Annotated in this window: 25 protein-coding genes; 7 read left to right on the plus strand and 18 right to left on the minus strand. The window is 44.4% G+C overall.

The annotated features are described in order from the left end of the window. Positions 1 to 22: 22 nt before the first annotated feature. The 4 genes from J4N23_RS15835 to J4N23_RS15850 are packed head-to-tail and all read right to left on the minus strand — an operon-like array spanning position 23 to position 5,358. Complete coding sequence (locus J4N23_RS15835; protein ID WP_207428683.1) at positions 23 to 1,294, minus strand: anthranilate synthase component I family protein; 1,272 nt, start codon at positions 1,292 to 1,294, stop codon at positions 23 to 25. A 17-nt stretch (positions 1,295 to 1,311) separates the two neighbouring features. Further along, positions 1,312 to 2,586: an adenylosuccinate synthase gene (locus J4N23_RS15840; protein ID WP_207428684.1), complete on the minus strand. Its 1,275-nt coding sequence runs from the start codon at positions 2,584 to 2,586 to the stop codon at positions 1,312 to 1,314. A gap of 11 nt (positions 2,587 to 2,597) precedes the next feature. Continuing rightward, entirely contained in the window at positions 2,598 to 3,071 is a 474-nt protein-coding gene (locus tag J4N23_RS15845; RefSeq protein ID WP_207428685.1) for a Fur family transcriptional regulator, read from the minus strand. A gap of 55 nt (positions 3,072 to 3,126) precedes the next feature. Further along, positions 3,127 to 5,358: a bifunctional (p)ppGpp synthetase/guanosine-3',5'-bis(diphosphate) 3'-pyrophosphohydrolase gene (locus J4N23_RS15850; RefSeq protein WP_207428686.1), complete on the minus strand. Its 2,232-nt coding sequence runs from the start codon at positions 5,356 to 5,358 to the stop codon at positions 3,127 to 3,129. Positions 5,359 to 5,478: 120 nt separating this feature from the next. On the opposite strand from J4N23_RS15850, the gene J4N23_RS15855 reads away from it, so the two are divergent. From J4N23_RS15855 to bshB1, 3 genes are read left to right on the plus strand one after another with little or no spacing between them, the layout of a single operon-like run. Further along, positions 5,479 to 6,105: a DUF4294 domain-containing protein gene (locus J4N23_RS15855; protein ID WP_207428687.1), complete on the plus strand. Its 627-nt coding sequence runs from the start codon at positions 5,479 to 5,481 to the stop codon at positions 6,103 to 6,105. Next, positions 6,105 to 6,608 carry a glutathione peroxidase gene (locus tag J4N23_RS15860; protein WP_207428689.1) on the plus strand — a complete coding sequence of 168 codons (504 nt, stop codon included), beginning with the start codon at positions 6,105 to 6,107 and terminating at the stop codon, positions 6,606 to 6,608. The genes J4N23_RS15855 and J4N23_RS15860 overlap by 1 nt, the downstream gene beginning before the upstream one ends. Continuing rightward, positions 6,605 to 7,330 (plus strand): bacillithiol biosynthesis deacetylase BshB1, encoded by a 726-nt coding sequence (gene bshB1 / locus J4N23_RS15865; protein ID WP_207428691.1) that lies wholly within the window; start codon positions 6,605 to 6,607, stop codon positions 7,328 to 7,330. The genes J4N23_RS15860 and bshB1 overlap by 4 nt, the downstream gene beginning before the upstream one ends. Positions 7,331 to 7,371: 41 nt before the next feature. On the opposite strand, the gene lat is transcribed toward bshB1, so the two are convergent. From lat to J4N23_RS15880, 3 genes are all read right to left on the minus strand, one after another. Continuing rightward, entirely contained in the window at positions 7,372 to 8,703 is a 1,332-nt protein-coding gene (lat, locus tag J4N23_RS15870) for an L-lysine 6-transaminase (protein WP_207428693.1), read from the minus strand. A gap of 45 nt (positions 8,704 to 8,748) precedes the next feature. After that, on the minus strand, positions 8,749 to 9,642 hold the full coding sequence (locus tag J4N23_RS15875; RefSeq protein WP_207428695.1) for a 1-aminocyclopropane-1-carboxylate deaminase/D-cysteine desulfhydrase: 894 nt from the start codon (positions 9,640 to 9,642) through the stop codon (positions 8,749 to 8,751). Positions 9,643 to 9,703: 61 nt separating this feature from the next. Continuing rightward, a complete protein-coding gene (locus tag J4N23_RS15880) occupies positions 9,704 to 10,801 on the minus strand; it encodes a DUF6588 family protein (RefSeq protein WP_207428697.1) in 1,098 nt (365 codons plus the stop codon). A 129-nt stretch (positions 10,802 to 10,930) separates the two neighbouring features. On the opposite strand from J4N23_RS15880, the gene J4N23_RS15885 reads away from it, so the two are divergent. Next, the gene (locus J4N23_RS15885) at positions 10,931 to 11,968 is read left to right on the plus strand and encodes an RluA family pseudouridine synthase (RefSeq protein ID WP_207428699.1); all 1,038 of its coding nucleotides are present in this window, start codon (positions 10,931 to 10,933) and stop codon (positions 11,966 to 11,968) included. A gap of 34 nt (positions 11,969 to 12,002) precedes the next feature. Then, the gene (locus J4N23_RS15890; protein WP_207428700.1) at positions 12,003 to 12,836 is read left to right on the plus strand and encodes an aminotransferase class IV; all 834 of its coding nucleotides are present in this window, start codon (positions 12,003 to 12,005) and stop codon (positions 12,834 to 12,836) included. Between the two features lie 63 nt (positions 12,837 to 12,899). Here J4N23_RS15890 and aroC read toward each other — a convergent pair whose 3' ends face one another. The 7 genes from aroC to J4N23_RS15925 form a co-directional block, all read right to left on the minus strand. Then, positions 12,900 to 13,988 (minus strand): chorismate synthase, encoded by a 1,089-nt coding sequence (gene aroC / locus J4N23_RS15895; protein WP_207428702.1) that lies wholly within the window; start codon positions 13,986 to 13,988, stop codon positions 12,900 to 12,902. 66 nt (positions 13,989 to 14,054) lie between these two features. Then, positions 14,055 to 15,311: a 3-phosphoshikimate 1-carboxyvinyltransferase gene (gene aroA / locus J4N23_RS15900; protein WP_207428703.1), complete on the minus strand. Its 1,257-nt coding sequence runs from the start codon at positions 15,309 to 15,311 to the stop codon at positions 14,055 to 14,057. Beyond that, positions 15,311 to 16,411, minus strand: coding sequence for a chorismate mutase (locus J4N23_RS15905; protein ID WP_207428704.1), 1,101 nt, complete (start codon positions 16,409 to 16,411; stop codon positions 15,311 to 15,313). The genes aroA and J4N23_RS15905 overlap by 1 nt, the downstream gene beginning before the upstream one ends. A gap of 33 nt (positions 16,412 to 16,444) precedes the next feature. After that, positions 16,445 to 17,275 (minus strand): prephenate dehydratase, encoded by an 831-nt coding sequence (locus J4N23_RS15910; protein WP_207428705.1) that lies wholly within the window; start codon positions 17,273 to 17,275, stop codon positions 16,445 to 16,447. A 220-nt stretch (positions 17,276 to 17,495) separates the two neighbouring features. Next, complete coding sequence (locus J4N23_RS15915) at positions 17,496 to 19,373, minus strand: hypothetical protein (protein ID WP_207428706.1); 1,878 nt, start codon at positions 19,371 to 19,373, stop codon at positions 17,496 to 17,498. A gap of 262 nt (positions 19,374 to 19,635) precedes the next feature. Beyond that, positions 19,636 to 20,703, minus strand: coding sequence for a 3-dehydroquinate synthase (gene aroB / locus J4N23_RS15920; protein ID WP_207428707.1), 1,068 nt, complete (start codon positions 20,701 to 20,703; stop codon positions 19,636 to 19,638). Between the two features lies 1 nt (position 20,704). Next, entirely contained in the window at positions 20,705 to 20,911 is a 207-nt protein-coding gene (locus J4N23_RS15925; RefSeq protein WP_207428708.1) for an RNA-binding S4 domain-containing protein, read from the minus strand. A gap of 104 nt (positions 20,912 to 21,015) precedes the next feature. Here J4N23_RS15925 and J4N23_RS15930 point away from each other — a divergent pair, with 104 nt between their 5' ends. Further along, entirely contained in the window at positions 21,016 to 22,179 is a 1,164-nt protein-coding gene (locus J4N23_RS15930; protein ID WP_207428710.1) for a proline dehydrogenase family protein, read from the plus strand. Positions 22,180 to 22,238: 59 nt separating this feature from the next. On the opposite strand, the gene J4N23_RS15935 is transcribed toward J4N23_RS15930, so the two are convergent. The 3 genes from J4N23_RS15935 to J4N23_RS15945 all read right to left on the minus strand — a co-directional run bounded on the left by J4N23_RS15935 (position 22,239) and on the right by J4N23_RS15945 (position 24,133). Further along, positions 22,239 to 22,544 carry a phosphoribosylpyrophosphate synthetase gene (locus tag J4N23_RS15935; protein ID WP_207428711.1) on the minus strand — a complete coding sequence of 102 codons (306 nt, stop codon included), beginning with the start codon at positions 22,542 to 22,544 and terminating at the stop codon, positions 22,239 to 22,241. Between the two features lie 113 nt (positions 22,545 to 22,657). Beyond that, entirely contained in the window at positions 22,658 to 23,296 is a 639-nt protein-coding gene (locus J4N23_RS15940) for an HAD family phosphatase (protein ID WP_207428712.1), read from the minus strand. Between the two features lie 42 nt (positions 23,297 to 23,338). Then, positions 23,339 to 24,133 carry a phosphatase PAP2 family protein gene (locus J4N23_RS15945; protein WP_207428713.1) on the minus strand — a complete coding sequence of 265 codons (795 nt, stop codon included), beginning with the start codon at positions 24,131 to 24,133 and terminating at the stop codon, positions 23,339 to 23,341. A 196-nt stretch (positions 24,134 to 24,329) separates the two neighbouring features. On the opposite strand from J4N23_RS15945, the gene J4N23_RS15950 reads away from it, so the two are divergent. Further along, positions 24,330 to 25,061: a response regulator transcription factor gene (locus tag J4N23_RS15950; RefSeq protein WP_242689260.1), complete on the plus strand. Its 732-nt coding sequence runs from the start codon at positions 24,330 to 24,332 to the stop codon at positions 25,059 to 25,061. A gap of 21 nt (positions 25,062 to 25,082) precedes the next feature. Here the strand turns inward: J4N23_RS15950 and J4N23_RS15955 are convergent, their stop codons facing one another. Next, the gene (locus J4N23_RS15955) at positions 25,083 to 25,937 is read right to left on the minus strand and encodes an alpha/beta fold hydrolase (RefSeq protein ID WP_207428714.1); all 855 of its coding nucleotides are present in this window, start codon (positions 25,935 to 25,937) and stop codon (positions 25,083 to 25,085) included. Positions 25,938 to 26,239 lie beyond the last annotated feature (302 nt).

Below are 26,239 nucleotides of genomic sequence, written 5' to 3' on the forward strand. Positions count from 1 at the left end.
ATTCCCGGGAAACCGGGAATTTTTATTTTAAGACCTTTAAAATTGCCTCTGCCTTTAGGAGGCATTCTTCATATTCTTTCTCTGCTACAGAGTCATAGGTGATAGCGCTTCCGGTGGAAAACGATAGATATCCACTTCTAGCGTTGTATAGAATCGTTCGGATAACAACGTTAAAGTCAAAGTCCCCGAGGCCATCAAAATATCCTACTGCGCCAGAAAATACTCCTCTCCTCGTTTTTTCATACTGCTCGATCAATTCCATTGCCCTGATCTTTGGCGCACCTGTCATTGATCCCATGGGAAATGTTGCTTTAATTATATCGGTATTATCAAGCGCGGGATTGGCCATACTAGTCACCGTTGAGATCATTTGATGAACCTGCCGGAAACTATACACTCCGAAAAGTTCCTCCACTCCAACGCTTCCGGGTACAGAGCATTTCGTCAGGTCATTTCGCACCAGGTCAACAATCATCACATTTTCCGATTGCTCTTTCTGGCTTTTTCTCAGGTTCTCTTTAAGCTCCTCGTCATCAGTGGGGTTATCTCCCCGTTTAGCCGTTCCTTTTATCGGTTGCGATATTAGTTTTGTGTGTCTTTTACTTAAAAATCGCTCTGGTGATGCTGAAAGGATATACTTGTCATCCACCTTAAAGAAGTTGGCAAAGGGGGTGGGAGAGAGCTGGTTTAATTCCTGAAAAATTGCCCTTGGATTTATCGAAATCTTGTCGGCGTAAAATTCCTGGCAGAAATTTGCTTCGTAGATATCTCCGCGTAGGATGTGCTGCTTAATTTCATTGACACAAGCCAGGTACTCCTCTTTACTAAAGCGGCTCTCTACCTGAATAGAGCGTTCGCCTTCGCTTTTTTCCAACTGCTGGCTTTTGATATCCTCGTAAACCAGGGGAGCTGCAGTAGACCTGATCTCCAGTTGATTTCCCCTGAGTAGAAGCAAATGCTCAGGCACAAAGAAATAAAGATCCGGGAAGTGGAGCTTATCCATATTGTTGGATGAAAGCTGCTCGAGTTCGTTTTTCAGGTCGTAGGAAAGAAAGCCCGGCACCAAGGTGTTGTGCTCCGAAAGAAAGTTCTTTAGAGCATCAAAGGCCGCCCCTTGTTCGTTTACCTGAAGTTCAGCGGTCTTTCCCGCAGCGATCATTACATCGAAAGCGGAGTAGGGGTCGGCGTAATGATTGGAGTCGTAATAGCAGGCTGTATTAAAAGAACAGGCCCATTTCAGGGCCTGCATCTTGAATATATCTATGTCTTCCGGAGAATTAAAAGTACAGATCATACGTCCGGGCGGGGTTCCTAGTTCAGTACCAGGGTCTGAACACGATCAGGTCCCACTGATAAATACTTTACAGGTACTCCTACATGTTGTTCGATGTATTTTACATACGCCTCCAATTTAGCAGGGATTTCGCCGATGGTTTTAATTCCTGTTAAGTCTTCATTCCAACCGTCTATTTCTTCGTATATCGGATTGGCCGGTACTGAACAGATATCATAAGGCATGTAATCAATCTTCTCGCCATTGTATTCATAATGAGTACAAGCGTAGATTTTTTCGAAGCCACTTAACACGTCTGCTTTCGTCATGACCAGTTCGGTAACCCCGTTCAACATGATTGCATATTTTAAAGCAGGAAGGTCAATCCAGCCAGTTCGGCGGGCACGCCCTGTAGTTGCTCCGAATTCATGCCCGATTTTGCGAAGTTCTTCACCTGTCTCGTCATGCAGCTCGGTAGGGAAGGGGCCGCCTCCAACGCGGGTACAATAAGCTTTGAATATCCCGATTACGGAGCCAATTTTACCAGGTGCTATACCTAAACCGGTACAGGCGCCTGCAGCGGTAGTGTTAGATGAAGTAACAAACGGATAAGAACCGAAATCGACATCAAGAAGGGCTCCCTGTGCTCCTTCTGCTAAAACGCTCTTACCTTCACGCAAAAATTGATTTACGTAGTGTTCGCTGTCTACCTGAGGAATAGTTTTCAAGTACTCAATAGCCTCGAAGAAAGCCTGCTCTTTTTCTGAAAAATCCGGGATTTCTCCATAATGAGCCAAAATAGACTTGTGTTTATTTACCAAACGATCGTACTTCTCTTTGAAATCAACCAACATCGTATCTCCAACCCTTAAGCCATTACGGCCGGTTTTGTCCATATAAGTTGGACCGATTCCTTTTAAAGTAGAACCGATTTTGCCTTCACCCATTTTGCTTTCTGATGCCGCATCCAGCAATTGGTGGGTAGGTAAAATCAAGTGAGCTTTCCTTGCAATTACCAGCTTATTAGCAGCAACCGGATCGAACCCACTTTTTTTAAGATTTTCCAGTTCCCGTTTCAGAATAATGGGATCGATCACAACCCCATTTCCGATTAGGTTCATCGTTTTCTCGTTGAAAATTCCAGATGGAATTGTATTCAAGACATATTTTTGATTGTCAAACTCAAGGGTATGACCAGCGTTTGGCCCCCCCTGAAAACGAGCAATCAGGTCATATTTAGGACTTAAAACATCAACAATTTTTCCTTTTCCTTCATCGCCCCATTGGAGCCCCAGGAGTACATCAACAGCCATTTATAGGAGTATTAGTTTTTAGAATAAGATTCACAGTAGCCGCTTTTCAATTTAGCGCAGTTACCATAAAGGTTTAAAGAATGGTGCTTTATTTCAAATTTGAGCAGGTCGCCCATCATACTCTGTATTTGTCCCACACGTGGATCGCAGAACTCAACCACCTTCCCGCAATCAATGCAAATGATGTGATCGTGTTGCTTATACCCGTACGATTTTTCAAACTGAGCCATGTTTTTACCAAACTGGTGCTTGGTCACCAAATCACAGGAAACAAGAAGCTCGAGGGTATTGTAAACTGTAGCACGGCTCACACGATACTTTTTGTTTTTCATGTGGATATATAATGACTCCACATCAAAATGATCTGTTCTGGAATATATTTCTTCTAAAATGGCGAAACGTTCGGGAGTTTTTCTGAGATTTTTATTTTCAAGATAAGCCTCAAAAATCTTTTTCACCATTTCAATAGTTTCTTGTGCGGCCATAATGCTTATTAACAGCTTCCAAAGTTATCCAAAAATTTAGGAATTAATAAAAACTTTATGAAGCCTTTACGATATTTTGTGGTTCAGAATCGAAACGAGTGACAGAAGTAACGCCTTTTACCTGCTTAAGTCTCTTAATGAGGTTATCCAAGTGCTGGGTATCATTAACATAGACCATAATAGAACCTTCGAAAATCCCTTCGTCGCTGTCGACCGTGATCGAACGCATATTTACTTTGAAGTCGTTAGAAATGACTGTAGTAAGACGGTTAATCAAACCTACCTCATCAATTCCGGTGATGCGAAGCCCGGTAAGGAAGGCCAGTTCTTTTTGAGAAGTCCATTTTGCCTTAACTACCCGATAGCCATAGTTGGCCATGAGCTTGGTAGCGTTCGGACAGTTGGTCCGGTGGATCTTGATCCCGTCATTGACCGTAATAAAACCGAATACGTCATCTCCCGGGATGGGGTTACAGCAGGTAGAAAGCTTGTAATCAATCTTTTGAAGGTCTTCACCTATTAGGAGTGTGTCACTATCTTTCGTTTTTACCTTATTGATGAGGCCTTCTATCTGGTGGGCCTCGATTCTATCAGGAGAGCGGTGTTCTACCGCTTTTTCGGAGGCCTGATACTCTTTCAGGTCTTTCAGGTCAATATGACCTTTAGCTACATTGTAGAAAAGGTCGAGGGTCGACAAAAATTTAAAATAGTTGGCGATCTTCTGGATATTCTCCGAATTGTAGGTGATCTTAAGGGATTTCAGCTTGCGCTCGAGTATTTCCTTGCCTTCTTCTCCGATCCTTCGTTTTTCTTCCTTCAAAGAAGATTTAATCTTCGATTTTGCTTTTGCAGTAACTACAAAGTTGAGCCAGTCCTCCTTGGGCGTTTGCTTGCTCGAAGTAATGATCTCTACCTGATCGCCATTTTGTAACTTATGAGAAAGAGGCACCAGTTTGTGGTTCACTTTTGCTCCTATACATTTAGCACCAAGATCCGAGTGAATCTCGAAAGCAAAATCGAGGGCAGTAGCATCAGTGGGCAGCTGCATCAAGGCACCCTTTGGTGTAAAAATGAAAATCTCGTCAGAGAACAGGTTCATCTTGAAGTCATCCAAAAAGTCGAGCGCATTTGCCTCCGAACTTTTTAAAAGTTCCCGCACTTTCTGTATCCATTGGTCAAGACCGCTGTCCGAAGACGATTCCTTGTATTTCCAGTGCGCTGCAAAACCTTTTTCAGCGATCTCGTTCATTCGTTGCGTGCGGATTTGCACCTCTACCCACTGGCCTTTGGGTCCCATTACCGTAGTATGCAGAGATTCGTAGCCATTGGCCTTCGGCGAAGAAATCCAATCACGAAGCCTGTCTGGATTTGGACGATAGAGATCAGTTACGATAGAATAAGCTTTCCAGCAATCCGCCTTTTCATTTTCGGGCCGGCTATCAAGGATAATCCGGATCGCGAAAAGATCGTACACTTCTTCAAAAGGAATTCCTTTCTTACGCATCTTATTCCAGATGGAGTGGATCGACTTTGGCCGTCCATATACTTCAGCCTTTAATCCTTGTTCTTCCAGAATTTCTTTTATCGGGCCAACAAACTCCCTGACATACTGCTCCCGTTCGGCTTTCTTCTCATTCAGTTTTCTAGCAATAAATTTGTAGGTTTCCGATTCCATGTACTTCATGGACAGGTCTTCCAACTCAGATTTCATGGCATATAAACCGAGCCGATGAGCGAGGGGAGCATACAAGTAGACGGTTTCAGAAGATATTTTCAATTGCTTATCCCGAGGCATAAACTCCATTGTCCGCATATTATGCAAGCGGTCGGCGAGTTTGATCAGGATCACCCGTACGTCGTCGGCAAGGGTGAGCAGCATCTTCCTGAAGTTTTCAGCCTGGAGTGAGCTGTTTGTGTCGAAAACCCCCGAAATCTTTGTTAGACCGTCAATGATGCGGGCTATCTTCTTTCCAAACTCTCTTTCAATATCTTCCAGGGTGATGGCAGTGTCTTCTACAACGTCATGTAAAAGAGCACAAACGATAGAAGTAGTGCCCAGTCCGATTTCTTCCGCAGCAATTTGCGCAACAGCGATCGGATGGTATATATAGGGTTCGCCGGATTTACGGCGCATGTCTTTGTGGCTCTCCAGTGCCATGTCAAAAGCCTGCCGAATCAACCTTTTGTCGCCTTTCTGAAGGTGCGCTTTGCTGGCCTTCAACAAGGCTCGGTAACGCTTAAGGATCTCTTTTTTTTCGGCCTCCAGGTCAATCACTAATTCCTTCATAGTCAATCCGTAAGTTTCTGTCAAAAAAATAAGAAACTTATAATTTTTGGGTTACGTTTTCCGTATATTGTATATTAATTATAAACGATGCAAAAGTGTGTTTATGCACTATTTAAAAATATGAAATTTTTACTGCTATTCCTCTTTTTTACTTTGTTTTTCGGCTTTTCTTCTCAGTGTCAGGAGAACTTTGACCCAAAGTTGAAGGGCAAAAACGATAGCATTCGGGTGGCAGTAACAACAGACGAATATGGGAATTTAGTTCCATGGATTCCTCTTGCAGATGTAAATATTTATTCTACCCGCATCTTCCAATCTCCCCAGGCAAGAGCACAGTATAATCGCTTGCGTTACAATGTGCTGAAGGTATTGCCCTATGCGATGTTTGCAAGAGAGCGATATGCACGTCTAAATCAGCAGTTAGCCATTACCAAAGACCGGAGAGAACAGAAGAAGTTGGTGAAGGCTTGTGAAAAGGAGATCAAAGACATGTTTAATCGTGAGATTAAAAACATGACAATCACTCAGGGAGAGATCTTGATAAAGCTTATTGACCGGGAAACGGGTAACAGTACTTATGATTTGGTGAAAGATTTAAAAGGAGGCTTCACTGCTTTTAGCTATCAACTGGTAGCTAAAGTATTTGGACACAATCTAAAGCAGCAGTACGATCCTAATCAGGAGAGAGACATTGAAAATATCATTCAGAGATATGGTTTCTATAGTACCCGCGCTGCTCTTAACTAATGATAGAAAAGACAATTTACCAATTTTCAGCTGAAAGGCTGACAGGAGATACCGTTAAATTAGAGGAGTATCGCGGAAAGGTGCTTTTGATCGTTAATACTGCCTCTCAATGTGGTTTTACACCTCAGCTAGAGGATTTAGAAACTTTACGGGGCTTGTACCTGAGTAATGGTTTCGAAATTCTCGCATTCCCATCAAACGATTTTGGACAACAGGAGCCTCTAACAGGTGATGCCATTCAAGAGTTTTGCCAGGTGAACTATGGTGTCAGCTTCCCGGTCTTCAACAAGATATCCGTGAAAGGGAAGGATGCCCATCCTTTATTCCGCTTCTTAGCTAACAAGCGTTTAAATGGGAGCGTAAGTGCGGTTCCAAGGTGGAATTTTTACAAATATCTTATCAATCAGAATGGTCAAGTTTCAGATTTTTTTTATCCCTTTACAAAACCGTCCTCAGGTAGGATAAAGAGAAAAATTGATCAGCTATTAAATACAAAAAATTGAAAAAATTAGACATTCTTGTGTTTGCTGCTCATCCTGACGATGCAGAGTTGGGTTGCGCAGGAACAATATTGAAGCATAAAGCAGAAGGTAAAAAAGTAGGATTAATAGATCTGACGCGTGGAGAACTGGGTACCAGAGGTACAGCAGAAACTCGTCGCGAAGAGGCAGCTGTCGCAGCTGAAATCCTTGGTTTGGATGTGCGGGAAAATCTCGGAATGCGAGATGCGTTTTTCAAAAATGATGAAGAGCATCAGCTACAAATCATTCAGAAGATCAGGAAATATCAGCCGGAAATTGTTCTTTGTAATGCCTTATTTGATCGTCACCCCGATCATGGAAAAGCAGGGCAGCTGGTAAATGATGCTGCCTTTCTTTCCGGGCTATCTAAAGTCTCTACAACTCTTAATGGAGAGCAACAGCAAGCCTGGAGACCGAAGCTTCTTCTTCAGTTTATTCAGGATAACTATATTGAACCTGATATATTAATCGATGTCACTGCCTTTTGGGATACCAAAATGGCCTCAATTGAAGCTTTTAAAACTCAGTTTTATACCCCAGGAGCAAGTGTAGAGGGAGAGCAAACCTATATTTCTACGCCAGAATTTGTAAAGGTTGTTGAGGCACGCGCCAGGGAATTCGGCAAGTACATAGGCGCTACCTTTGCAGAAGGGTTTACTTCTAAGAAGCTGCTGGGCGTAGAGAGCCTATTTGATCTGAGGTAATTGGAATAGAAATGTGATCAGGTGAGGTTGGAGCTTGCCGATCACATTTCTGTTAAAATTTTATCCATTACCATTACTCCCTCATCAATATGTTCCTTCTGCATAATCAGGGCGGGGCGGAAGCGGATCGAGCTTGTTCCACAGCCTATAAACAAAACGTTGTTTTCGAAACCTTTGCGGATGAATTTGTCCCTGCTGATTTTGTCGGGGAAGTCAAAAGCTGTCAGTAGCCCTTTCCCACGCACGTTCGACATCTGTTCATGTCTGTCAGCAAGCTGTCTAAGCTGCTGTTGCAGGTAGGAACCTGTTTCTGCTGCATTCTCCACCAGTCGCTCATCCTGCATGATCTGTAAGATTTTCGTCGCCCTTACCATGTCCGTAAGGTTGCCGCCCCAGGTGGAGTTGAGTCTGGACGGGATTGTAAAAACGTTCGTTTCTATTTCATCCACTTTTCTGCCCGCAAGTATGCCGCAAACCTGCATTTTTTTTCCAAAAGCAATGATGTCAGGCCGTGCGTTTTCTCCAAAGTGCTCGTAACACCAAAACTTTCCTGAAAGTCCAACTCCTGTTTGAACTTCATCATAAATCAGGAAGCATTCATTTTCATCAGCCAGGAGGCGTAATTGTTCCATGAATTCTCTCCGGAAGTGATTGTCGCCGCCCTCTGCTTGTACCGGTTCAACGACGATGGCGCAAATATCGTCTTTGTTTTCCTGGAAAGCTTTCTTAATCTGCGCGATTGCCAGCTCCTCTCGCTTCTGAAGATCAGTAAGTCCCTCGGGAGTCAGGGGGAAATGGACGGCCGGGCTACTGATTCTTGGCCAGGGAAACCTGGCGTACCATTTGGTCTTATCCGGATGGGTATTGGTGAGGCTCATTGTGTAGCCCGTCCGCCCATGAAAGGCGTGTTCAAAATGGATTACCTGAAATCCCTTTTCAGTTGGGTATCCTTTGCGGAAGTTTTTTTGAACCTTCCAGTCCATCGCAGTTTTCAAAGCGTTCTCAATTGCAAGTCCTCCTCCGGCGATAAAGAAGGCATGAGGCAGATAGTCAGGAATTGCAATAGCTGAGAAAGTTTTCAGGAACTCGGCATATTGCTGGGTGTAGATGTCCGAGTTGGAAGGATTGCTTAAGGCCGCCAGAAGCAGATGTTTCTTGAACTCTTCATCCGCTAGCATAGAAGGGTGGTTGTATCCGAGCGGAACAGAAGCAAAGCAAGTAAAAAAGTCGAGCATCCTCCTGTTGTATTTAGCATCGTACATGTACACACCCTGACTTTTCTCCATATCGAAGGTAAGATCAAAACCGTCTGCGAGTATATGTTTTCCGAGGGTGGAGTGAACTTGATCAGGAGGAATTGACAGATGGTACATACGCCTGCTTTTTATCAAAATTAGTAATTAAAGAGTTGAGAGGGGTTAAAGGTTCGAAAACTTATCTTTAAATCCTAAGAGTCCTGTTAATCCCCCCGTGTGGATGGCAAGGAGAGTGCTTTTAGAGGGGAATTGGTCTTTTTTAACAAGGTCAAAAAGTGCAAACATCATTTTACCCGTGTAAACCGGGTCGAGTAGTATGCCCGTTTGAGCCGAGAACTCTTTTATGAATTGGAGTAATTGAGGTGAAGATTTCGCATAGCCGCCGAAGTGGTAATCAGGATAGAAATCAAAGTCAGTTTCAAAAGTTATTTGAGATGCTATTTCTCTCCTCACAAAATCTGCACCCTTTAAAACCGGTACAATACTTACCCGCGATTCAGGATATTTTTCTGAGACCCCTTTAATGAGTCCTGCGGCAGTCGCTCCGGTGCCTGCTGCACAGAAGATATGATCGTAGGTTTCTGTAAGTTCACTAGCTAATTCTGCACAGCCTAGCAAAGCTTCAATCCCCGCACCTCCTTCATCAATGAAATAGGCGGAGTTGTCATTTTCAAACTCATTAGCAAATAGCTTTTTTTTATCCCGGTAGCTTTCTCTGTCCGTGAAGATCAGATTCATCCCAAAAAGTTTGCAAAAAAATAGCGCATCTGTCTGGAGCTCTTCACCCCTAATAAAAGCCGTACTCGTTAATCCAAATTTGGCTGCCGTGCAGGCGGTGGCAACAAGGTGGTTTGACCATACTCCCCCAAAGGTTACGAGGTGGTGTTTTTTTTGTTGTAGTGCAGTTTGCAGGTGATACTTAAGCTTTCTCCACTTATTACCGGAGATAAAGGGATGGATCATATCGTCCCGCTTAATAAATACCCTTACCGCTTTTTCCCTGAATAGGGGGAGCGTCAATTCTTCAACAGGACTATGAATTGGAAAGTTTAACATGTATGCAAAATAAAAAAGCCTCTGTTAAGAGGCCTTTCAAATATAAAACAAAGCAGTTTGATTATTTGCCAAATCCAATGCTTACGCCTGCATTCAGGTATGGGTAAGGTGCAATGTTGTAAGAGGCGTTGATGTGCAGGAGGAATAGATTGATATTAAGACCTGCAGCTGCTCTCATACCGCTAATAAATCTGTCGTCGATCTTAACCGGATCTGTAAACACTTCGTATTGTTTGTCGATTGTACCAGTTGAAGTGGATGCAGTTGCGGTAGTCGTAATAGGATAGTTTCCGTAAAGACCCGCTTTAGTATTGGAAGTCACGTAACCAACCGACACGAAAGGAACGAACATGAAAAGCTTTTTAGAAGCGATCGCCTCTACACTGATACCAGAAAATTCAACTTCGAATTTCTGATTGTCGAAGTTTCTGTTTGCATCAGATGCATTTTTAGGTCTTGCATCTTCCTCTGGTCTTACGTCGATGTCGTCGTATGCATACTTAATGGAGTTGTAACCTACTGCAACAGCTAGATCAACAGGTACCAGCTTAGCGGCAGTTTTGGAAACCAGTTTCAAGGGCTGGAATTTCAGACCTCCACCTTTCATGCCTACCGTTCCGAAATCGTCGCCTGCTTTAATGTCTGGTGAATAGCGAACCATTGCTTCAAAACCCTTCACTAAGCCAATATTCGCCTGAAGCTGCACTCCTGGCATCGGAATATTAAGACCTTGAGGTAAATTGAACTCGGTCACTTTTACGTTGCCCTGGCTATAAACAGCCATCCTTGGTCCCTCTTCCTCTGCGCCCGCAATAGTTGGTGCAATAACATCATTGCTATTAACAGGTCTAAGGGTATTCGACAAGCCAATTTTGGTTACATCAAACGTTTTTGCGCTTGTAGGAGGCATTGCTGCAGTAACTCCAACCTTCAAATCGAAACGTAACAGTTTCTTGGTTGTTCCGGTAGTGGCCCATCCTGAATTAAGCCCCAAGCCGGTTCCTTTGAAGAAAGGTTCCAGATAAGCTCTCGTTAATGCAGTAGCATCTGCAGGGGAGGCTTTAATCAGGTCTGATATTTCATCCTGTGCCATCGAAGGAATTGAACAACCAAGGCCTCCAAACAGGAGAATCGTTTTTAGTTTAGTAGAAATTTTCATCAATAACTCATTAATTTTTAGATGCTTTAAAGTTGTCAAAAAAAATTCGAAACAAAAATACCTTGTTTTGGGTATTTGCCAATTGCTTCCGTTTTTTATACTCAGCAGGAAAGGCTAATTTTGCCGCTTATGTCGGAAGAGCTAAGTTTCACGGAGGCTGAAGAGCAGGATTTATATGAACACTTTCGCCTTGTGGTAGACAAAGGGCAATCGTTGTTGCGAATTGATAAATTTTTGATGCATAAAATAGAAAATGCATCAAGAAACAGGATTCAAAACGCCATTGAAGCGGGCAGCGTGCTAGTGAATGAAAAGCCAATTAAATCGAGCTATAAGGTAAAGCCTATGGACCTTATCTCGGTAGTACTAGCTCATCCGCCGAGGGATACCGAAGTCTACCCCGAAAACATTCCTTTGGATATCATGTATGAAGACGATGATGTGCTGATTGTGAATAAGCCGGCGGGGATGGTTGTTCATCCCGGATATAATAATTATAGTGGCACCTTAGTAAATGCGCTGGTGTATCATTTTCAGCAGTTGCCGCAACTACCCGGCAACGATGGTCGGCCGGGCTTGGTTCACCGGATCGATAAGGACACCTCGGGACTGCTGTTGATTGGTAAAAACGAGCGGTCCATGGCTTATCTGGCGAAGCAGTTTTTTGATCATACTATCACCAGGAGATATATCGCTCTGGCTTGGGGCGACCTCGTCGAAGATGGCACTATTTCTGGCTATATTGGTAGAAGCATGCGCGACAGGAAAATTATGGATGTGTATGATGACGAAAGCAAGGGCAAGTGGTCGGTAACGCATTACAAAGTTCTGGAGCGCTTTGGCTACGTAACGCTGATTGAATGTCAGTTGGAGACCGGGAGGACCCATCAGATCCGGGCGCACATGCAGCACATCGGGCATCCATTATTCAATGATGCTACCTATGGTGGCGACAAGATTTTGAAGGGTACGGTATTTAGTAAGTACCGCCAATTCATAGATAACTGTTTCGAAGTAATGCCACGGCAGTCGTTGCACGCGCTTTCCCTCGGTTTTGTGCATCCAAGTACCAAAGAATATATCTATTTTGAGTCCCAGTTGCCAGCTGATTTTCAGGGAGTGCTGGAAAAGTGGAGAAATTATATAAAAGCAAACCAATCAGAATGACGCTTTTCGGGTTGTTAACACATCTATTTACTTTATGAATTTTATCAATTATAACGGTAGCATCCAGCCAGCTAATCAAGCTGTTTTAACTGTAGGAAACCGGGGGTTCAAATATGGAGACGGCCTATTTGAGTCAATGCGTTTTATGAGAGGGGAACTTCGGTTTGCTGACCTTCACGCTGAGCGTTTGTACCGCGGTATGAAAGCTTTGAAGCTGGAAGGGTACTATGCTTTCGACGAGTATTTTCTCAAGGATAAGGTGAGAGAGTTGGTGAAAAGGAACGATGCGGGTGCGAATGCCAGGATCCGACTGACCGTCTACCGGGATTCGGACGGGCTCTACAGCCCTACAAGCAACCAGTCGGCCTACGCTCTGGAACTAACACCAACAAAAGAAGAATTTTATATCCACAATTCGAAGGGATTGATAGTAGATGTGTATCAGGAGCTTACAAAGCCTATTAACTTCCTCTCCAATCATAAAACTTGTAACTCTTTACCATTTGTAATGGCCGGCATTTACCGGACACAGAAAAACCTGGACGAAGTTTTTATACTGAATCAAAATGGCTTTTTGTGTGAAGCAATGAGTTCAAATGTGTTCGTTCTGTATGATAAGAAGCTGTACACCCCGGCTCTTACCGAAGGTTGTATCGCCGGTGTAATGCGGCAGGTGGTAATGCAGTTGGCAGAAGAAAGTGGCTTGCCAGTGATCGAGGCACAGATAAACCCCGATATTCTCAATGTTGCGGATGAAGTATTTCTTACAAATGCAAGTAGAGGAATTCAGTGGGTGATGGGCTTTAACAACCGGCGATATTTCAACCAGATGTCTAAAGATTTGCAGGATTTACTGAATAATTTTTAGCTCCCATCAGGGTTTCAATAATAAAGGCGTCGTAGTGGTTACGACGCCTTTTTATTGTTAATGCTACAGATAGCTATTTTGTCTTAAGTAGTGGTCGGCGATAACGAGCGCAGCCATCGCTTCAACGATTGCGACCGCGCGGGGCACCACACATGGATCATGGCGTCCTTTTCCTTTGATCTCGGCAGCGTTCCCCTCTTTGTCTACCGTCTGCTGGTTATGCATCACTGTAGCTACAGGTTTAAATGCAACTCTGAAAGATATGTCCATGCCGTTAGAAATTCCCCCCTGGATTCCTCCCGAGAAGTTGGTGAGGGTAGTTACTTTGCCGTCCGCGGCAGGCTGGAAGATGTCATTATGTTCCGTTCCCCGCATTTCTGAACCAGCAAATCCGGAGCCGTATTCAAATCCATGTACTGCGTTGATGCTCAGCATCGCTTTGCCCAGGTCAGCGTGTAGTTTGTCGAAAACTGGTTCACCTAAACCTACCGGGCAATTTCGGATAATACAGCTTACCTTTCCGCCAACAGTATCACCAGCTTTACGAACAGCGTCAATAAATTCAATCATCTCGTTGGCTGTGGCCGGATCGGCGCACCTTGCAATATTGCTTTCGCGGATTTCCAAGAGCTGGTCCAAATGAGGAGCATCGACGATCGGAGCGTCAATCGTTCCTACTGAAGAGACATGTGCAAAAACCTCTATTCCTTTTTGCTTCAAGAAGAGCTTTGCAACTGCTCCGGCTGCTACGCGGGCAGCAGTCTCACGAGCGGAAGAACGTCCACCGCCGCGGTGGTCACGAATTCCGTATTTCGACTGATAGGTGTAGTCAGCATGTGATGGGCGGAAAATATCTTTGTTATGATCGTAATCTTTTGATTTCTGATCTTCATTCGGGATAAGCAGTGCAATAGGAGTCCCGGTGCTTTTTCCTTCAAAAATCCCGGAAAGGATTTGAGCACTGTCGCTTTCCTTTCTCTGAGTAGTGATTTTCGATTGTCCCGGCTTACGTTTATCCAGTTCCGACTGAATAAATTCCATATCCAATTCCACATTTGGAGGGCAGCCATCAATAATCACCCCGATTGCTGTGCCATGTGATTCTCCGAAAGTCGTAATGCGGAATAGTTGTCCGAAAGAGTTACCTGCCATTGTTTTGGTTTTAGAAGTTAAAGTTGAGAGCCGACTGGCCATCCAATCGAATCTCTCAACCTCAAACTAAATTTCGAATCCTGCTTTTTTCAAATCTTCCCAGAAAGATGGATAGGATTTGCCTACCACCTCTGGTTCTTCAATTTCAAGCTGGTTTATTTTAAGAGCCAGAGGAGCAAAAGCCATTGCCATTCTGTGGTCTTCGTAGGTTCTGATAGTTATTTTATCAGGGAAGTGCAGATTGCTGCAGTCCAGATGGTAAAGCTCGTTGTCTTCTCTCAACACAATACCTATTTTAGCCAGCTCGTTCTGCAACGCTGCTACCCTGTCTGTTTCCTTGATCTTCAACGTTTCTAATCCTGTAAAGGTAGCATTGTGACCAAGGGCTGCACTAACAACTATTACAGTCTGGGCTAAATCCGGGCAGTCTTTCAAGTCGAAAAAGCGACCCTGGAGTTCATTGCAGTTTTTTGTCAATTCGAGACCCGTTTCCGTGAATTTGGTAACAATCCCAAAGCTCTCCATGATGCTGCTTATCCTGCTGTCACCCTGAAGGCTATTTTCCTTCAGAAAGGGAAGGGTGATGCTGCTTTCATCAGATAAGGCTGCAATGGCGTACCAGTAAGAAGCAGCGCTCCAATCCGGTTCAATTGTAATTGCAGAGTCTTTGAAAGGCTGAGGAGGAATAGAAATGGTGTTGCCATCCCATTTGTGGCTTACGCCAGCTTCTTCAAGCATCGCCAAGGTCATTTCCACATAAGGACGAGACGTTAAATCGCCAACGATATTTAAGTCGAGCCCCTGGGGAAGAGAAGCAGCAACCAACAGCAGGGCAGTGATAAACTGGGAGCTGATGTTGCCCTTAATATCTACCTGCTTGGTAGCTTGTTGGAAGTTTGATTGGAATTTCAAAGGGGGGTAGCCTTCCTTCTCTACATATTCAATTTCTGCTCCCAAAGTTCTCAGCGCATCTACCAGGATTCCGATGGGACGTTGTTTCATCCGCTCCGTTCCGGTAATGATCACTTCCTGGCCTGTAACAGCAAAATAGGCGGTAAGAAAACGCATGGCGGTCCCCGCAGGGCCGATGTTCACCACCGGAGTTTCTGAAGTTTCAGAAGTCTTTCCGGTAGCCAGATTCCTAAGAATCCCGTCAAGCGTCACCGTATCATCAGCAGAGGAAAGGTTTCGAACTTCCACCTTTCCGCTGCTTAATGCATTCAGTATCAAAGCCCTGTTACTCTCGCTTTTTGAACCCGTAAGCTGTATGGTACAAAAAGTCTGTTTAGAGGGCTTTGAGAGAATTAATTTATTTTCCGTCATTATTCAACAACGGTTTTGTCGTTCATGATTGCAGTTTGCTTTTTAATTGACTCATCGTGAATCAACTCTAACAACTTGGTGGTAAACTCCTCGTCTAAGTTTAAAGCTTTTGCAAAGTTTGCACGTTTAGTGATCAGTTCTTCCCAACGGTTAAGCTGTAGAATCGTGATGTCGTTATCTCTTTTGTATTCGCCGATCTTCTCAACAACCTTCATTCTTTCAGCAACTTTCTGGATCAGTTGGTCGTCGATTTTGTCAATTTGCTTACGCAGCTCAGCCAGTTTATCAGATACTGCAGGGTTTTGCGGTTCCTGGTGACGAACGGTTAAGTTGTCGATCAAGTCTGATAAGGCGGCAGGAGTCACTTGTTGTTTCGCATCGGTCCAGGCAACAGAAGGATCGATATGTGACTCGATCATTAGTCCGTCCATCTCTAAGTCTAATGCTTTTTGAGAGATGTAAGGGATCAGCTCGCGGTTACCACAAATGTGACTTGGATCGCAGATGATAGGTAATTCAGGGCAAAGAGTCATTAACTGAATAGTCAGTTCCCACATCGGCTCATTACGGAATGCTGATTTCTCGAAAGAAGAGAATCCACGGGAAATACCAGCAAGCTTAGTAATTCCAGCGCCATTAATCCGCTCTAAAGCACCAACCCATAAAGAAAGATCAGGATTTACCGGGTTCTTAACCATTACAGGGATATCCACGCCCTTAAGCGCATCTGCAATTTCCTGAACGGTGAACGGATTTACTGTTGAACGGGCACCCACCCAAAGGATGTCAACGCCGGCAGCTAAAGCTTCTTCCACGTGTTTTGCGTTTGCAACCTCTACCGTAGTAGGTAATCCGGTTTCTTCTTTAGCACGCTTTAACCATTCTAAACCAATGCTTCCGATACCTTCAAATTCTCCCGGACGAGTACGAGGCTTCCAGATTCCTGCACGAAGTACAGAGATTTTTCCTGTTTTAGCTAAAAGGTGTGCCGTAGCTAAAAGCTGATCTTCAGTTTCAGCGCTGCAAGGTCCTGCAATTACCAATGGTTGCTTGTTCGGCATCCATGCGCTTAGTGGTTCTATGTTCAAATTCAGTTTCATACTAATTAAAGAGTTAAATGTTAATGCAATTGTCTATACTGTTTCGTTTTTAAGATATTCTCCCATGATCGTGAAGTTCACGGTATGCCGCAATACCTGACGGATTGCCTGCTCATACTTTTCTTTCGAGCCCCACTCGATATCCACATAAAAATTATATTGATTTCGCTTGCCCAACACAGGCATCGACTGGATTTTGCTGAGGTTGATTCCGTGCTCTGCAAATACGTTGAGCACTTTCGCCAAAGACCCCACATCGTCTGTCACCTGGAACGATAAAGAAGCTTTATTGGCATTTGTTATGTGAATATCTTTATTATCTGTAAGGATAAGGAAACGGGTATAGTTCTTTTTGTTCGACTCTATCCTGCGCTCCATAATGTCTAACCCGTAAAGTTTAGCTGCTAACTTATTAGCAATTGCCGCTGTGTCCGTTAGTTGTTCATCGCGGATCTTCTTAGCGCAGGCAGCGGTATCCGAACTTTCAACCACATTCAGGTGAGGAAATTCACTAAAAAAGTCATCACACTGGCGGATTGCAATCGGGTGTGATTCTACCCGTTTAATCTGCTCGAACCTAACACCCGGGAGGGCTAACAAATTAAGTTGAATGTGAAGGTAAACTTCCCCGATAATTGAAAAGTGGTAGTCGCGGAGGAGTGAGTAGTTGGGTAAAAGACTACCGGCAATTGAGTTCTCAATAGCCATCACTACGAAGTCGGCTTCTTTGTTTTTCAAAACCTCGCAGGTTTTTTTGAAGGAGCTGCACTCGATTGTTTCGATGTCTTCCCCGAAAAACTTTAAAGCTGCTTCTTCATGAAACGATGCCTTAATTCCCTGTATGGCTACTCTTTTCTTCTCCATATGCTAAAAAAAAAATCCCGGCTGTTTGGGCCGGGACTTTGTATATGAGTTCTTTTAGTCAAAACATATTAGTCCCGGCTCTTACTGATAGTAGTAAAAGTAACCGAACCAATATGTAGTGTTGTTTGTCATTCTTGTCTTGTCTGGCAAAAGTAAGTTTCTGGATTTGAAATGGCAAATGGAAAATGAATTTTTTTAAAACAAATTCACCTAGCCCTGATTAGTCCTTTGATTCTTTATCCTGCTTCTCTTTTTTACGTTGTTCCCGTTTTTCCTTGCGCTCTTGCTGTTTCGCTTCTTTCTTCTTTTGCTTGTCGGTATGATCTGGCCCTGAAATAGCGTTCCCGATTTTCAGCAGGATATTTTTGTCGGCACCTTTTCCGTCCTGGTAGACCCCCATCATCGCAGAAGACATGCCGTCTACCGAAGCATCGAACAGAAATTTGAAAAATGACTGCCAGGGCTCCCGCTCTACATTTACCGGCCCTTTTTTAAATTCTCCATTTTTACGCGGATTATCATTGGGTGTGACCATGTTTGATACAAAGGAAAGAAAGCCTTTCCGATCGAGGGTGTCTGTGTCTTTATCTCTTTCCAAAAAGGCAATCTTCATACCCGAGTAGTACATGTTAACGTTGCCTGTTCCCCGGTATTCGTTCATCTTCAGGTGAGCTTCCATTTTGTTTAGTCTTCCTTCCTTGACCTCAATCAGTCCCAGAGGCTTGGACACCGGATTAAATGCGCGGGCATCCATTGGCCCAAGTGCTGAGTAGACGGTATACGAGCCGGCTTTGTCGAGCAGGTTGAAGGTGTACCAGGTTTTGAGTAGACCGGCGTTCATGACCCGGCTACGGCTAAAGACTTCTACTTGTGGCTTTCTTTTTTTCTGAGCTTCATTGTTAGTAAGGTTAGCTATTTCAGTACGGGTGTCTATGAACGACAGGGTAGAAACTTTGTCCGATTTGTCGGCCAGGATCCGGTAATAGATATTGCTGTTAAGGATGCTGATTCTTTTGAAGGTTAGATCAAAGGCGATTGTCTGATAACGTTCCTGGGGATAGGCATTCCGGCGATTCTCTTTTTTCAGCGGATAGTTATAGTTGGAGTAAATCTCGACCCAGGCGTTTGAAACATACTTATGATCAACGAAAAGCTGCTGGGTGCGGATAAATTGATCCACATCGATACCCTCGAACCTAATTTTATCGAATTTCCAATGATAGCGGTCTTTAGCGAAACCGGCTATTTTATGAAAGCGTTCTTTGCTGTATCGCGGTATTACAGCGGCCTGAGCAATGGTAAGCGTTTTCTTCGCAGGTAATAATTCCATGTCCCTGGCCACAATGTGGTAGTACTTGTCCGCGCTGGTCATTCGGAAGTAGCCTACTTTCAAATTGGTTCTGCTTTTATCGCTGGTGCTCTTTACGGGACTGCTGGTAAAATCCTTAATGAGGATATCGATGTTTCGCAGATGGTCGAACTTGTTCCTGTTTTTATTCACATAGCGGAAATCAAGGTTGTGTACTTCCATCGTTTTCACATGCATCCTGCTGAACAGGGATTTGAAGGATTTGTACAGCAAAGAGGGGTCGGAAGGACGGTTGTTATTAGGGCGGAGCTTGTTGGTAATGTGTACTTTCGGACTAAGAACTGAGACTTTTCCCACTCCGAAGCGACGTCCCTCAGGCGTTTTTGTAAACCCAAAATCACTCATCACCATTTTTTCCACCCTGATATCTGCTACGTTATTGGGTGCTTTGTTGTTAGCAATAAGCTTTTGAAGAACGCGGTTATCGGCAGTCAAGCGCAGATTGCTGATGGTGGCATAACCAGAATCAATGTCAATGTTGATGTCTGAGTAGGCAAAGTGATAAAGGCTGTCGCTTGCTTCCACGATCATGTCTTTTATTTTGTCTTCCAGTTTTGCTTTCAAGATCGGTTTGACCTTAGACGGCCGCGGCTTGCCTGTTTTTTTTGATATAGGTTCTGAAAGATCCCGCTTCAAAAAATAAAAGGCAGCAATGGCAATAAGCAGGATGGTAACAAGAGCGGCAATTATCCAGGCAGCAATGCGATAGCCTGTTCTTCTTTGTTTCATAGTATTCTGGGGTAGATTAAGTCATAAGGCGTTTATTTTCAGAAGGTTTATAGTAATTGGAATTTCCGTAAAACTACCTGTATCAAGAGCGTTGTGCGACACCTTTGTTCTTGTGTGATTGCTAATGATGTTGCAGACAGCTGGTCCGGTTGATAAGGCAGTGGGGGGATAAGGATTGGTGGATAGCAGGGCTGGAGGTGATTATTGGTTTACTGCCCGTGTCCAAATAAAAAAAGGGATGTTTTAATTCATCCCTTGTATTTTACCCTTTTACGATGCTGTTGTAAAAGTCGAGACTTTCCAGAATCTTGTCTTCCTCCAGGTAGTTGTTATAGTCGCATTCGCCCAGTCTTTTTAAGAGTGCGAAGCCGATTTTTCCTGAGGTGTTCTTTTTGTCATTCTTCATGAAATCGATCAGGTCCGGATAATTTTCCAGCGGAATTTCGTAATCAGGGAAGACTGCCCGGACTAGCAGTATCAGTTCGTCCAGTTCATCCTGACTGAGGGTGTTGTATTTATGCGAAAGATAGGCTTCACAGATCATGCCGACCGCAATAGCCTCACCGTGCAGCAAGGAATTTTTATCGTTTTGAAGCGAGTAGCTTTCTACGGCGTGACCAATTGTATGCCCGAAGTTTAAAGTCTTACGCAGCCCTTTTTCAAAGGGGTCCGTCGTCACCACGTGGTTTTTGATCTCAACGGAACGATAGATGATTTCAGGAGCAACGCTTAACGGCGAAACGCTTTTTAATTTTTCAAGATATTCCTTGTCGGCGATAAAGCCGTGTTTGATAATTTCAGCAAAGCCCGAGATCAGCTGGCGATTATCCAGGGATTGCAGGAATTCAGTGGAGATGAAGACGGCTTTTGGTTGCGCGAAGGTTCCCACGATGTTTTTCACGCTACCCAGGTCAATACCAGTTTTTCCTCCCACCGAGGCATCCACCTGCGACAACAGTGTGGTAGGAATCTGCACGAAATCTATTCCCCTTTTGAAAGTGGAGGCCGCGAATCCGCCCAGATCGGTAATAACACCACCACCCAGGTTGATCATCAAACTGTTGCGATCTGCCCCGAAATCCAACAGGTTGTGCCATACCCCGATGCAGTAATCAATATTCTTGTTTTCTTCTCCCGGATCTATTTCAATGATATCGTACGTGTCCAGCTCGGGCAGGTACTTGCCGATCAGCGGCATGCAGTGCTGAGACGTGTTCGAATCTGTAAGGAAGAATATTTTGGTATAGTTGGATGAGTTGATGAGGCTTTTTAACTCGCGTAAATCGTTGTCAAAAAATACGGAGTAGCCGTTACTTTGAATAGGAAGCATATTATATTACCAGGATTTTTTGATCTTCAAACTCGATAATGTCTCCGCGTTTTACCTTCAAACGCTTGCGGGTATCCACATTGCCGTTGTACTTTACAAGGCCCTCGCTCACTACTATTTGCGCCTCGCCGCCAGTTTGTACTAGGTTGGTGGCTTTCAATAGTTGGATGAGTGGGATAAATTCGCCCTCGAGCTTAAATTCAATCATTTTGCAAACTTACAAATACTGATTTAAGATTTTGGAACGTATCATTGCATTATCTCTATTTTGTTTGGCACAACATTAGCCGAAGAATTGATTTTGATTTAAGTATGCTGAATTTTGATAATACAGAAATCGCTTTCAGGGGAAAAAGCGATAAAGAGTTGAACCGCGCTTACTGGCTTTTTAAAATGTTAAGTAATGGCGTGGTGAGCAAGTTGGGTACTTCGGTTGCCTCCTCTGCGCTAAACGTGGGCTTGCCGGTTGGAGGTTTAATAAAAAATACAGTGTTCAGCCAGTTTTGTGGTGGCGAAAGCATTGAAGAATGTGAACCAACTATCGAAGCATTAGACCGGGGCTTTGTGGGATCCATTCTCGACTATTCCGTGGAGGCTGTGCTGAACGAGGAAGGATTTGCAAACACCGTCGAAGAGATTGTTCAAACCATTCGGAGGGCGAAAGAAGACCGGCGTATTCCTTTTGCGGTGTTTAAGCCCAGCGCGTTAGCCAGGGCAGCGCTGCTTGAGAAGTTGGGGGCAGGACACCCTTTAACAACGGCCGAGCATGCGGAATTTTTCAAGGTGAAGGGGAGGATCAATCATATTTGTAAAACTGCTTACGATCATGATGTTCCGGTAATGATGGATGCGGAGGAGAGTTGGATCCAGGATCCGATAGATACACTTGCTATCGAGATGATGCGTTTGTACAATCGGGAAAAAGCAATTGTGTACAACACCTATCAATTATATCGTACTGATAAGCTGGCATCGCTTAAAGCGGATGTTTATTTGGCAGAAACCGACGGGTTTATTTTGGGAGCAAAGCTGGTGCGGGGAGCCTACATGGAAAAAGAGCGGGCTAGGGCCGAAGCGCTGGGATATGCTTCACCCATTCATGCTACTAAAGATGCTACAGATCGTGATTATAACGAGGGCCTGGTGTTCTGCGCAGCGCATTTGGAACACGTGGCACTGGTGGCAGGTACGCACAATGAGGCGAGCTGTCTGGTACTAGCCGAGCTGATCAAAAAGAAACAGCTTGTGGAAGACCATCCGCATATTTATTTTGCCCAATTATTGGGGATGAGCGATAATCTTAGTTTCAATCTGGCTCACGAGGGATACAACGCAGCTAAGTACGTTCCATACGGGCCGATAAAAGCGGTAATGCCGTACCTGATGCGAAGGGCAGAAGAAAATAAAGCAATAACGGGTAAAATGGGAAGAGAGCTGGCCCTGATTGCTGCCGAGCGGAAGAGAAGATCATCTTAAAAATAAGGGTACGAATCAGGCTTAGTTCCTGATTCGTACCCCTGACTAAGTGCTGCAAGCTAGCCCGGCGTATTAAGTTTTTTTAGTAATTCCTCAGAAACGTCGTCAGAATAGGCGTTGTATCCGTTTACAAACGATCCCTTCAAGTTGTATTTATCTGATTTTATAGCGTAAACGATCATATTGTCCGCCGGATCTGACATTCCTTCAAACCTGTGGATTTCGCAAATGCTGAAATCGTCAGGAGAAAGTGCAATGTTCTGATCACTATTATGTAGAACGCCATTGGCGAGGTTGAAGTCTAATGTGAAGCCCCGTTCTTTTAATCCAGCTAAGGCTTCTACTACTGTTTGATAGTTTTCCATATCAATTTAACAAGCTCCCACTTTCTTTTGTTTAATTGCTAAAGCCAGATTTTTCTGAAAGTGTTCGCTTCGCCAGGCCCTATTTTCGTTTTCTTTAAAGAGCGGCAGCAGGTCTACGACAATAAGCCGGAGCGGGCCATGAAGCTTTCCAGGGAATCGTCCGCGGTAAGCAGATGGGTGTGAACAAAACCTGCTTCAATGGCACCTTTGATATGCTGCGGACTGTCGTCAATATAAAGCGTTTCACTTGGGTCAAGATTGCTGTCCTGCAGCACAAACTGAAATATTTCCGGATGCGGTTTTCTCATTCGGACAAGATGAGAGTAGTACACTTTTTCAAAAAAAATATCATTGGTGTCCGTATTGAACTCTCTCTTAAGATACTCGGTGATGTAATCGAGGTGAATTTCGTTGATATTACTTAAAAGAAAGGTACGATATCTCTTTTGCGCAGCAAGAACGATCTGGTGGTTTACAGGCGGAATCCCGACCAGAAGGCTCATCCAGGCTCTGTTTATTTCTTCATCGCTCAACTCGGGTCTGTTTGTGATCTTTCTGATGCCATCCCTAAACTCAGCCGATGAGATATTTCCTTTTTCGTACTCGTCAAACAAAGGGTTTTGTCCCACATGTGCGAAAACGTTCTCCACATTCTGGATGCCCAACTCAGTAAAAGTATGTTGTGTTTTTTTGAAATCTATGGTGAAGATGACGTTGCCGTAGTCAAAAATTATATTCTTAATGTTGTTCATCCTGCAAAGGTATCAGCCTAAGCAAAACAGCAAACAGAAATTTTATTTGTCAGGTCGGTAAATGAGGGATAAGCCTGCCGTGCGGCTTTGGTAAACGGGACTAAGTTGAAGTTTTTGCGTATTTATTTTTAAAGACTGGTGGACGAATCGCTTCATTCTGGGATAGAGAAAGTAGGCTAGATCGGTAGATAGGATTCCTACACCCGCCCCGGCAATCACATCTGTAAACCAGTGTTTGTTATGGTAGATCCGCAGCGCCCCGGTAGTGGCTGCTATGGCATAAGCAGAGATCCCAAAGAGCGGTGATGCATCTCGGTATTCCAGTCGCATAAACTCTGCAGCTGCGAAAGCTGTTGTCGTATGGCCGCTCGGAAAGGAGCGCCTGTCGGAGCCGTCCGGCCGCATGCGACCGCTGATTCCTTTCAGATTATCTGTTGTCGTCTTGCCGATGTAGTGGGATAGTCCGTAAAGAAAAGCCCGGTCCATGAAGCCGTTGCGGCTTTTAAATCCAAGCAGGTTAAGTGCGAACACCGCTTCAGCAGGTGTGTATTGGAGCGCATCGTCAATCTTCATGTTAACCCGGCGATTTTTGTCTTCGAGCACTTCGGCCCGGATCTGCTTGTTCAGGTGATGGAGCTTATGACTGTTATTCGCCAGCAAGCCTAACCCAAACATCACGACAGGAGCTGCATATTCGGGATTGATTGGCCGGCGAGACTTAGTCGGAGCAGCCGCCGCAAAACTTGAGTCAGAAAGTTCGCTAAAGGAAGTTGGTAACGTCTGCGCTCCCGCTGCTGATACGAACACAAACAATAGTAGTATTGCAAAAAACTTCATCACACTTGAAATATCAGAGGCGGAAAGTCTTTCGATTCTCCACCTCCAAATGGTTGACAATAAACGCCTGAATTCCCCAATTCTAAAGCTTTAAAGTTACTGAATTGTAAGGGTTTATACTGTTTAAGAAAAATAAGGTTAGGAGTATTTTTAAATTTTATAAAGAAGCATGTTGGAAGAAGGGATTAAGTAAAAGATGTCGCTTGCTGTTATTGCCCCGCGGGTAGTGAAAGCTTCTCCTGATCCAAACAAATTTTGGATAAACGAGCTTAAAGGAGTGATGGAGAAGATTAGATTAATACTTGCCGAAGATCATGTCATTGTTAGAAACGGACTTAAATCGCTGTTGCAAACTCAGACTGACATCGATGTGGTAAGAGAGGCGAGTAATGGATTGGACGTGCTATCGGCACTGGATGGAGGTCTCATAGCTGATTTAATCCTGACAGATTTAGATATGCCCGAAATGGACGGGTTGGAATTGGCTCGACAGGTCCGGGAGAGGTACCCCCAGCTTAAGGTGATTGTTCTCTCGATGATGGATAACGAAAAGTATATTTTTGATGCCTTTGCTGCAGGCGTGAACGGTTATTTGTTGAAAAATGTGAGTATTGAAGAGCTAGTTTTTTCGATCCGACAGGCCGCCACCGGTAAAGAGGTGCTGGCCATGGAGCTTGGGATGTCAATGCTGAGAAGGGCAAGTAAGCATCATAATAATACTTTTTTTAATGCTGGCGTGAGCCTAACTGTAAAAGAAATGGAGGTGTTGACCTTAATCGCAGACGGGTATACCAATCAGGAAATCGCCGAGGTTACTTTCACCAGTCGCCGGACGGTAGAGGGACATAGGCAAAGCCTGATCGACAAGACGGGTGTTAAAAATACGGCGCAACTAATCCGTTACGCTTGTAAAGAAGGTCTGGTGTAGATCCTGGAACGCATAGCAGTTTTATAATGCCATAGTTCGCGTTGGTACTTGCAAAAACTCTATCAGATCTTCATTCAATTTTTGTTTGTGCGTGAAGAATAAGCCGTGAGGTGCATCTTCGTACACAATAAATTCTGCTCCAGGGATCAGCTCCGCGGCCTTTTCGCTCGTTGCTTTAATCGGCACGGTTTCGTCACTTGCTCCATGAATAATAAGAACGGGAACATTAATACTGTTCATCTCATCGCGAAAGTCTGTTTCAGCAAAAGCGTGGGCACAATCCAGAGTAGCTTTGGGAGAGGCTTGCATAGCCACCGTCAAATTCCAGTCTAGCATGGCCTGGCTTGCCGGGTGGTTGAGCCAGCTTACACCATAAAATTGCTTGCCGAAATCTGCCAGAAAGCCGGCCCTGTCTGTTTGCAGCTCAGAAAGAATTTGCTGCAGCTTTTCCGGTGGCACTCCGTCCGGATTATCGTCGGTCTTCATAGTGAGGGGAGTAATTGAACTTATCAGGACCACTTTCGCCACCCGAGCCCCGTGATGCCGGCTCATATATCGCACTACTTCACCACCTCCCATTGAAAAGCCGACAAGGGTAACGTTGTGGAGGTCGAGCTGGTCAAGCACTGCTTTTAGATCGTCGGCCAGTACGTCATAGTTGTAGGGCGCCCACGGCTTATCCGACTTTCCGAATCCTCGCCGGTCATAAGCAACACACCGGAAGCCCATCTCTGGTAAAACGCTCATTTGGTACTCCCACATCTGGTGATCCAGCGGCCAGCCATGAATGAATACAACCGGTTTTCCTGTTCCCCAGTCTTCGTAGAATAGGTTTACCGGACTTCCATCGGGATTTTGGGATTTTATGAATTTCATCGCTGAACTAGTTTATTGTCAAAAACCTGTATTCCTCAAATTGGTTTTGAAAATGAACATCTCTGCTCCAGATCCTCGCCTTCCTACCTTTTTTACCCCGATGGGAGTCAGCAGCTGAAGAAGAACGGCTCTTGGCCGCACATGCTCCGCTGAACTATCCTTTTTAGCGGAGCTGGTGCGGAGAAGGTGCGGAGAAAGTGCGGCCAAACCCCCCGCTGGACCACAACTTGTCTCGTCCCCACCATCACCAATACTTACAATTACTGACAGCGATTATCCGGAGTTGGATGGCTAAGATGAAA

The sequence above is a fragment of the Pedobacter sp. SYSU D00535 genome, assembly GCF_017355855.1.
In the GTDB taxonomy this organism is placed as follows: domain Bacteria; phylum Bacteroidota; class Bacteroidia; order Sphingobacteriales; family Sphingobacteriaceae; genus Desertivirga.

Excerpts from the sequence above, each read along its gene's own strand:
- J4N23_RS15910 (WP_207428705.1), bottom strand. The coding sequence starts at position 17,275 with ATGGAGAAGAAAAGAGTAGCCATACAGGGAATTAAGGCATCGTTTCAT.
- aroA (WP_207428703.1), bottom strand. The coding sequence starts at position 15,311 with ATGACGGAAAATAAATTAATTCTCTCAAAGCCCTCTAAACAGACTTTT.
- J4N23_RS15885 (WP_207428699.1), top strand. The coding sequence starts at position 10,931 with ATGTCGGAAGAGCTAAGTTTCACGGAGGCTGAAGAGCAGGATTTATAT.
- J4N23_RS15940 (WP_207428712.1), bottom strand. The coding sequence starts at position 23,296 with ATGAACAACATTAAGAATATAATTTTTGACTACGGCAACGTCATCTTC.
- J4N23_RS15925 (WP_207428708.1), bottom strand. The coding sequence starts at position 20,911 with ATGATTGAATTTAAGCTCGAGGGCGAATTTATCCCACTCATCCAACTA.
- J4N23_RS15875 (WP_207428695.1), bottom strand. The coding sequence starts at position 9,642 with ATGTTAAACTTTCCAATTCATAGTCCTGTTGAAGAATTGACGCTCCCC.
- J4N23_RS15955 (WP_207428714.1), bottom strand. The coding sequence starts at position 25,937 with ATGAAATTCATAAAATCCCAAAATCCCGATGGAAGTCCGGTAAACCTA.
- lat (WP_207428693.1), bottom strand. The coding sequence starts at position 8,703 with ATGTACCATCTGTCAATTCCTCCTGATCAAGTTCACTCCACCCTCGGA.
- J4N23_RS15950 (WP_242689260.1), top strand. The coding sequence starts at position 24,330 with ATGTCGCTTGCTGTTATTGCCCCGCGGGTAGTGAAAGCTTCTCCTGAT.
- J4N23_RS15945 (WP_207428713.1), bottom strand. The coding sequence starts at position 24,133 with ATGAAGTTTTTTGCAATACTACTATTGTTTGTGTTCGTATCAGCAGCG.
- J4N23_RS15860 (WP_207428689.1), top strand. The coding sequence starts at position 6,105 with ATGATAGAAAAGACAATTTACCAATTTTCAGCTGAAAGGCTGACAGGA.
- aroC (WP_207428702.1), bottom strand. The coding sequence starts at position 13,988 with ATGGCAGGTAACTCTTTCGGACAACTATTCCGCATTACGACTTTCGGA.
- J4N23_RS15840 (WP_207428684.1), bottom strand. The coding sequence starts at position 2,586 with ATGGCTGTTGATGTACTCCTGGGGCTCCAATGGGGCGATGAAGGAAAA.
- J4N23_RS15835 (WP_207428683.1), bottom strand. The coding sequence starts at position 1,294 with ATGATCTGTACTTTTAATTCTCCGGAAGACATAGATATATTCAAGATG.
- J4N23_RS15855 (WP_207428687.1), top strand. The coding sequence starts at position 5,479 with ATGAAATTTTTACTGCTATTCCTCTTTTTTACTTTGTTTTTCGGCTTT.
- J4N23_RS15880 (WP_207428697.1), bottom strand. The coding sequence starts at position 10,801 with ATGAAAATTTCTACTAAACTAAAAACGATTCTCCTGTTTGGAGGCCTT.
- J4N23_RS15890 (WP_207428700.1), top strand. The coding sequence starts at position 12,003 with ATGAATTTTATCAATTATAACGGTAGCATCCAGCCAGCTAATCAAGCT.
- J4N23_RS15850 (WP_207428686.1), bottom strand. The coding sequence starts at position 5,358 with ATGAAGGAATTAGTGATTGACCTGGAGGCCGAAAAAAAAGAGATCCTT.
- J4N23_RS15905 (WP_207428704.1), bottom strand. The coding sequence starts at position 16,411 with ATGAAACTGAATTTGAACATAGAACCACTAAGCGCATGGATGCCGAAC.
- J4N23_RS15845 (WP_207428685.1), bottom strand. The coding sequence starts at position 3,071 with ATGGCCGCACAAGAAACTATTGAAATGGTGAAAAAGATTTTTGAGGCT.
- aroB (WP_207428707.1), bottom strand. The coding sequence starts at position 20,703 with ATGCTTCCTATTCAAAGTAACGGCTACTCCGTATTTTTTGACAACGAT.
- J4N23_RS15935 (WP_207428711.1), bottom strand. The coding sequence starts at position 22,544 with ATGGAAAACTATCAAACAGTAGTAGAAGCCTTAGCTGGATTAAAAGAA.
- J4N23_RS15915 (WP_207428706.1), bottom strand. The coding sequence starts at position 19,373 with ATGAAACAAAGAAGAACAGGCTATCGCATTGCTGCCTGGATAATTGCC.
- J4N23_RS15930 (WP_207428710.1), top strand. The coding sequence starts at position 21,016 with ATGCTGAATTTTGATAATACAGAAATCGCTTTCAGGGGAAAAAGCGAT.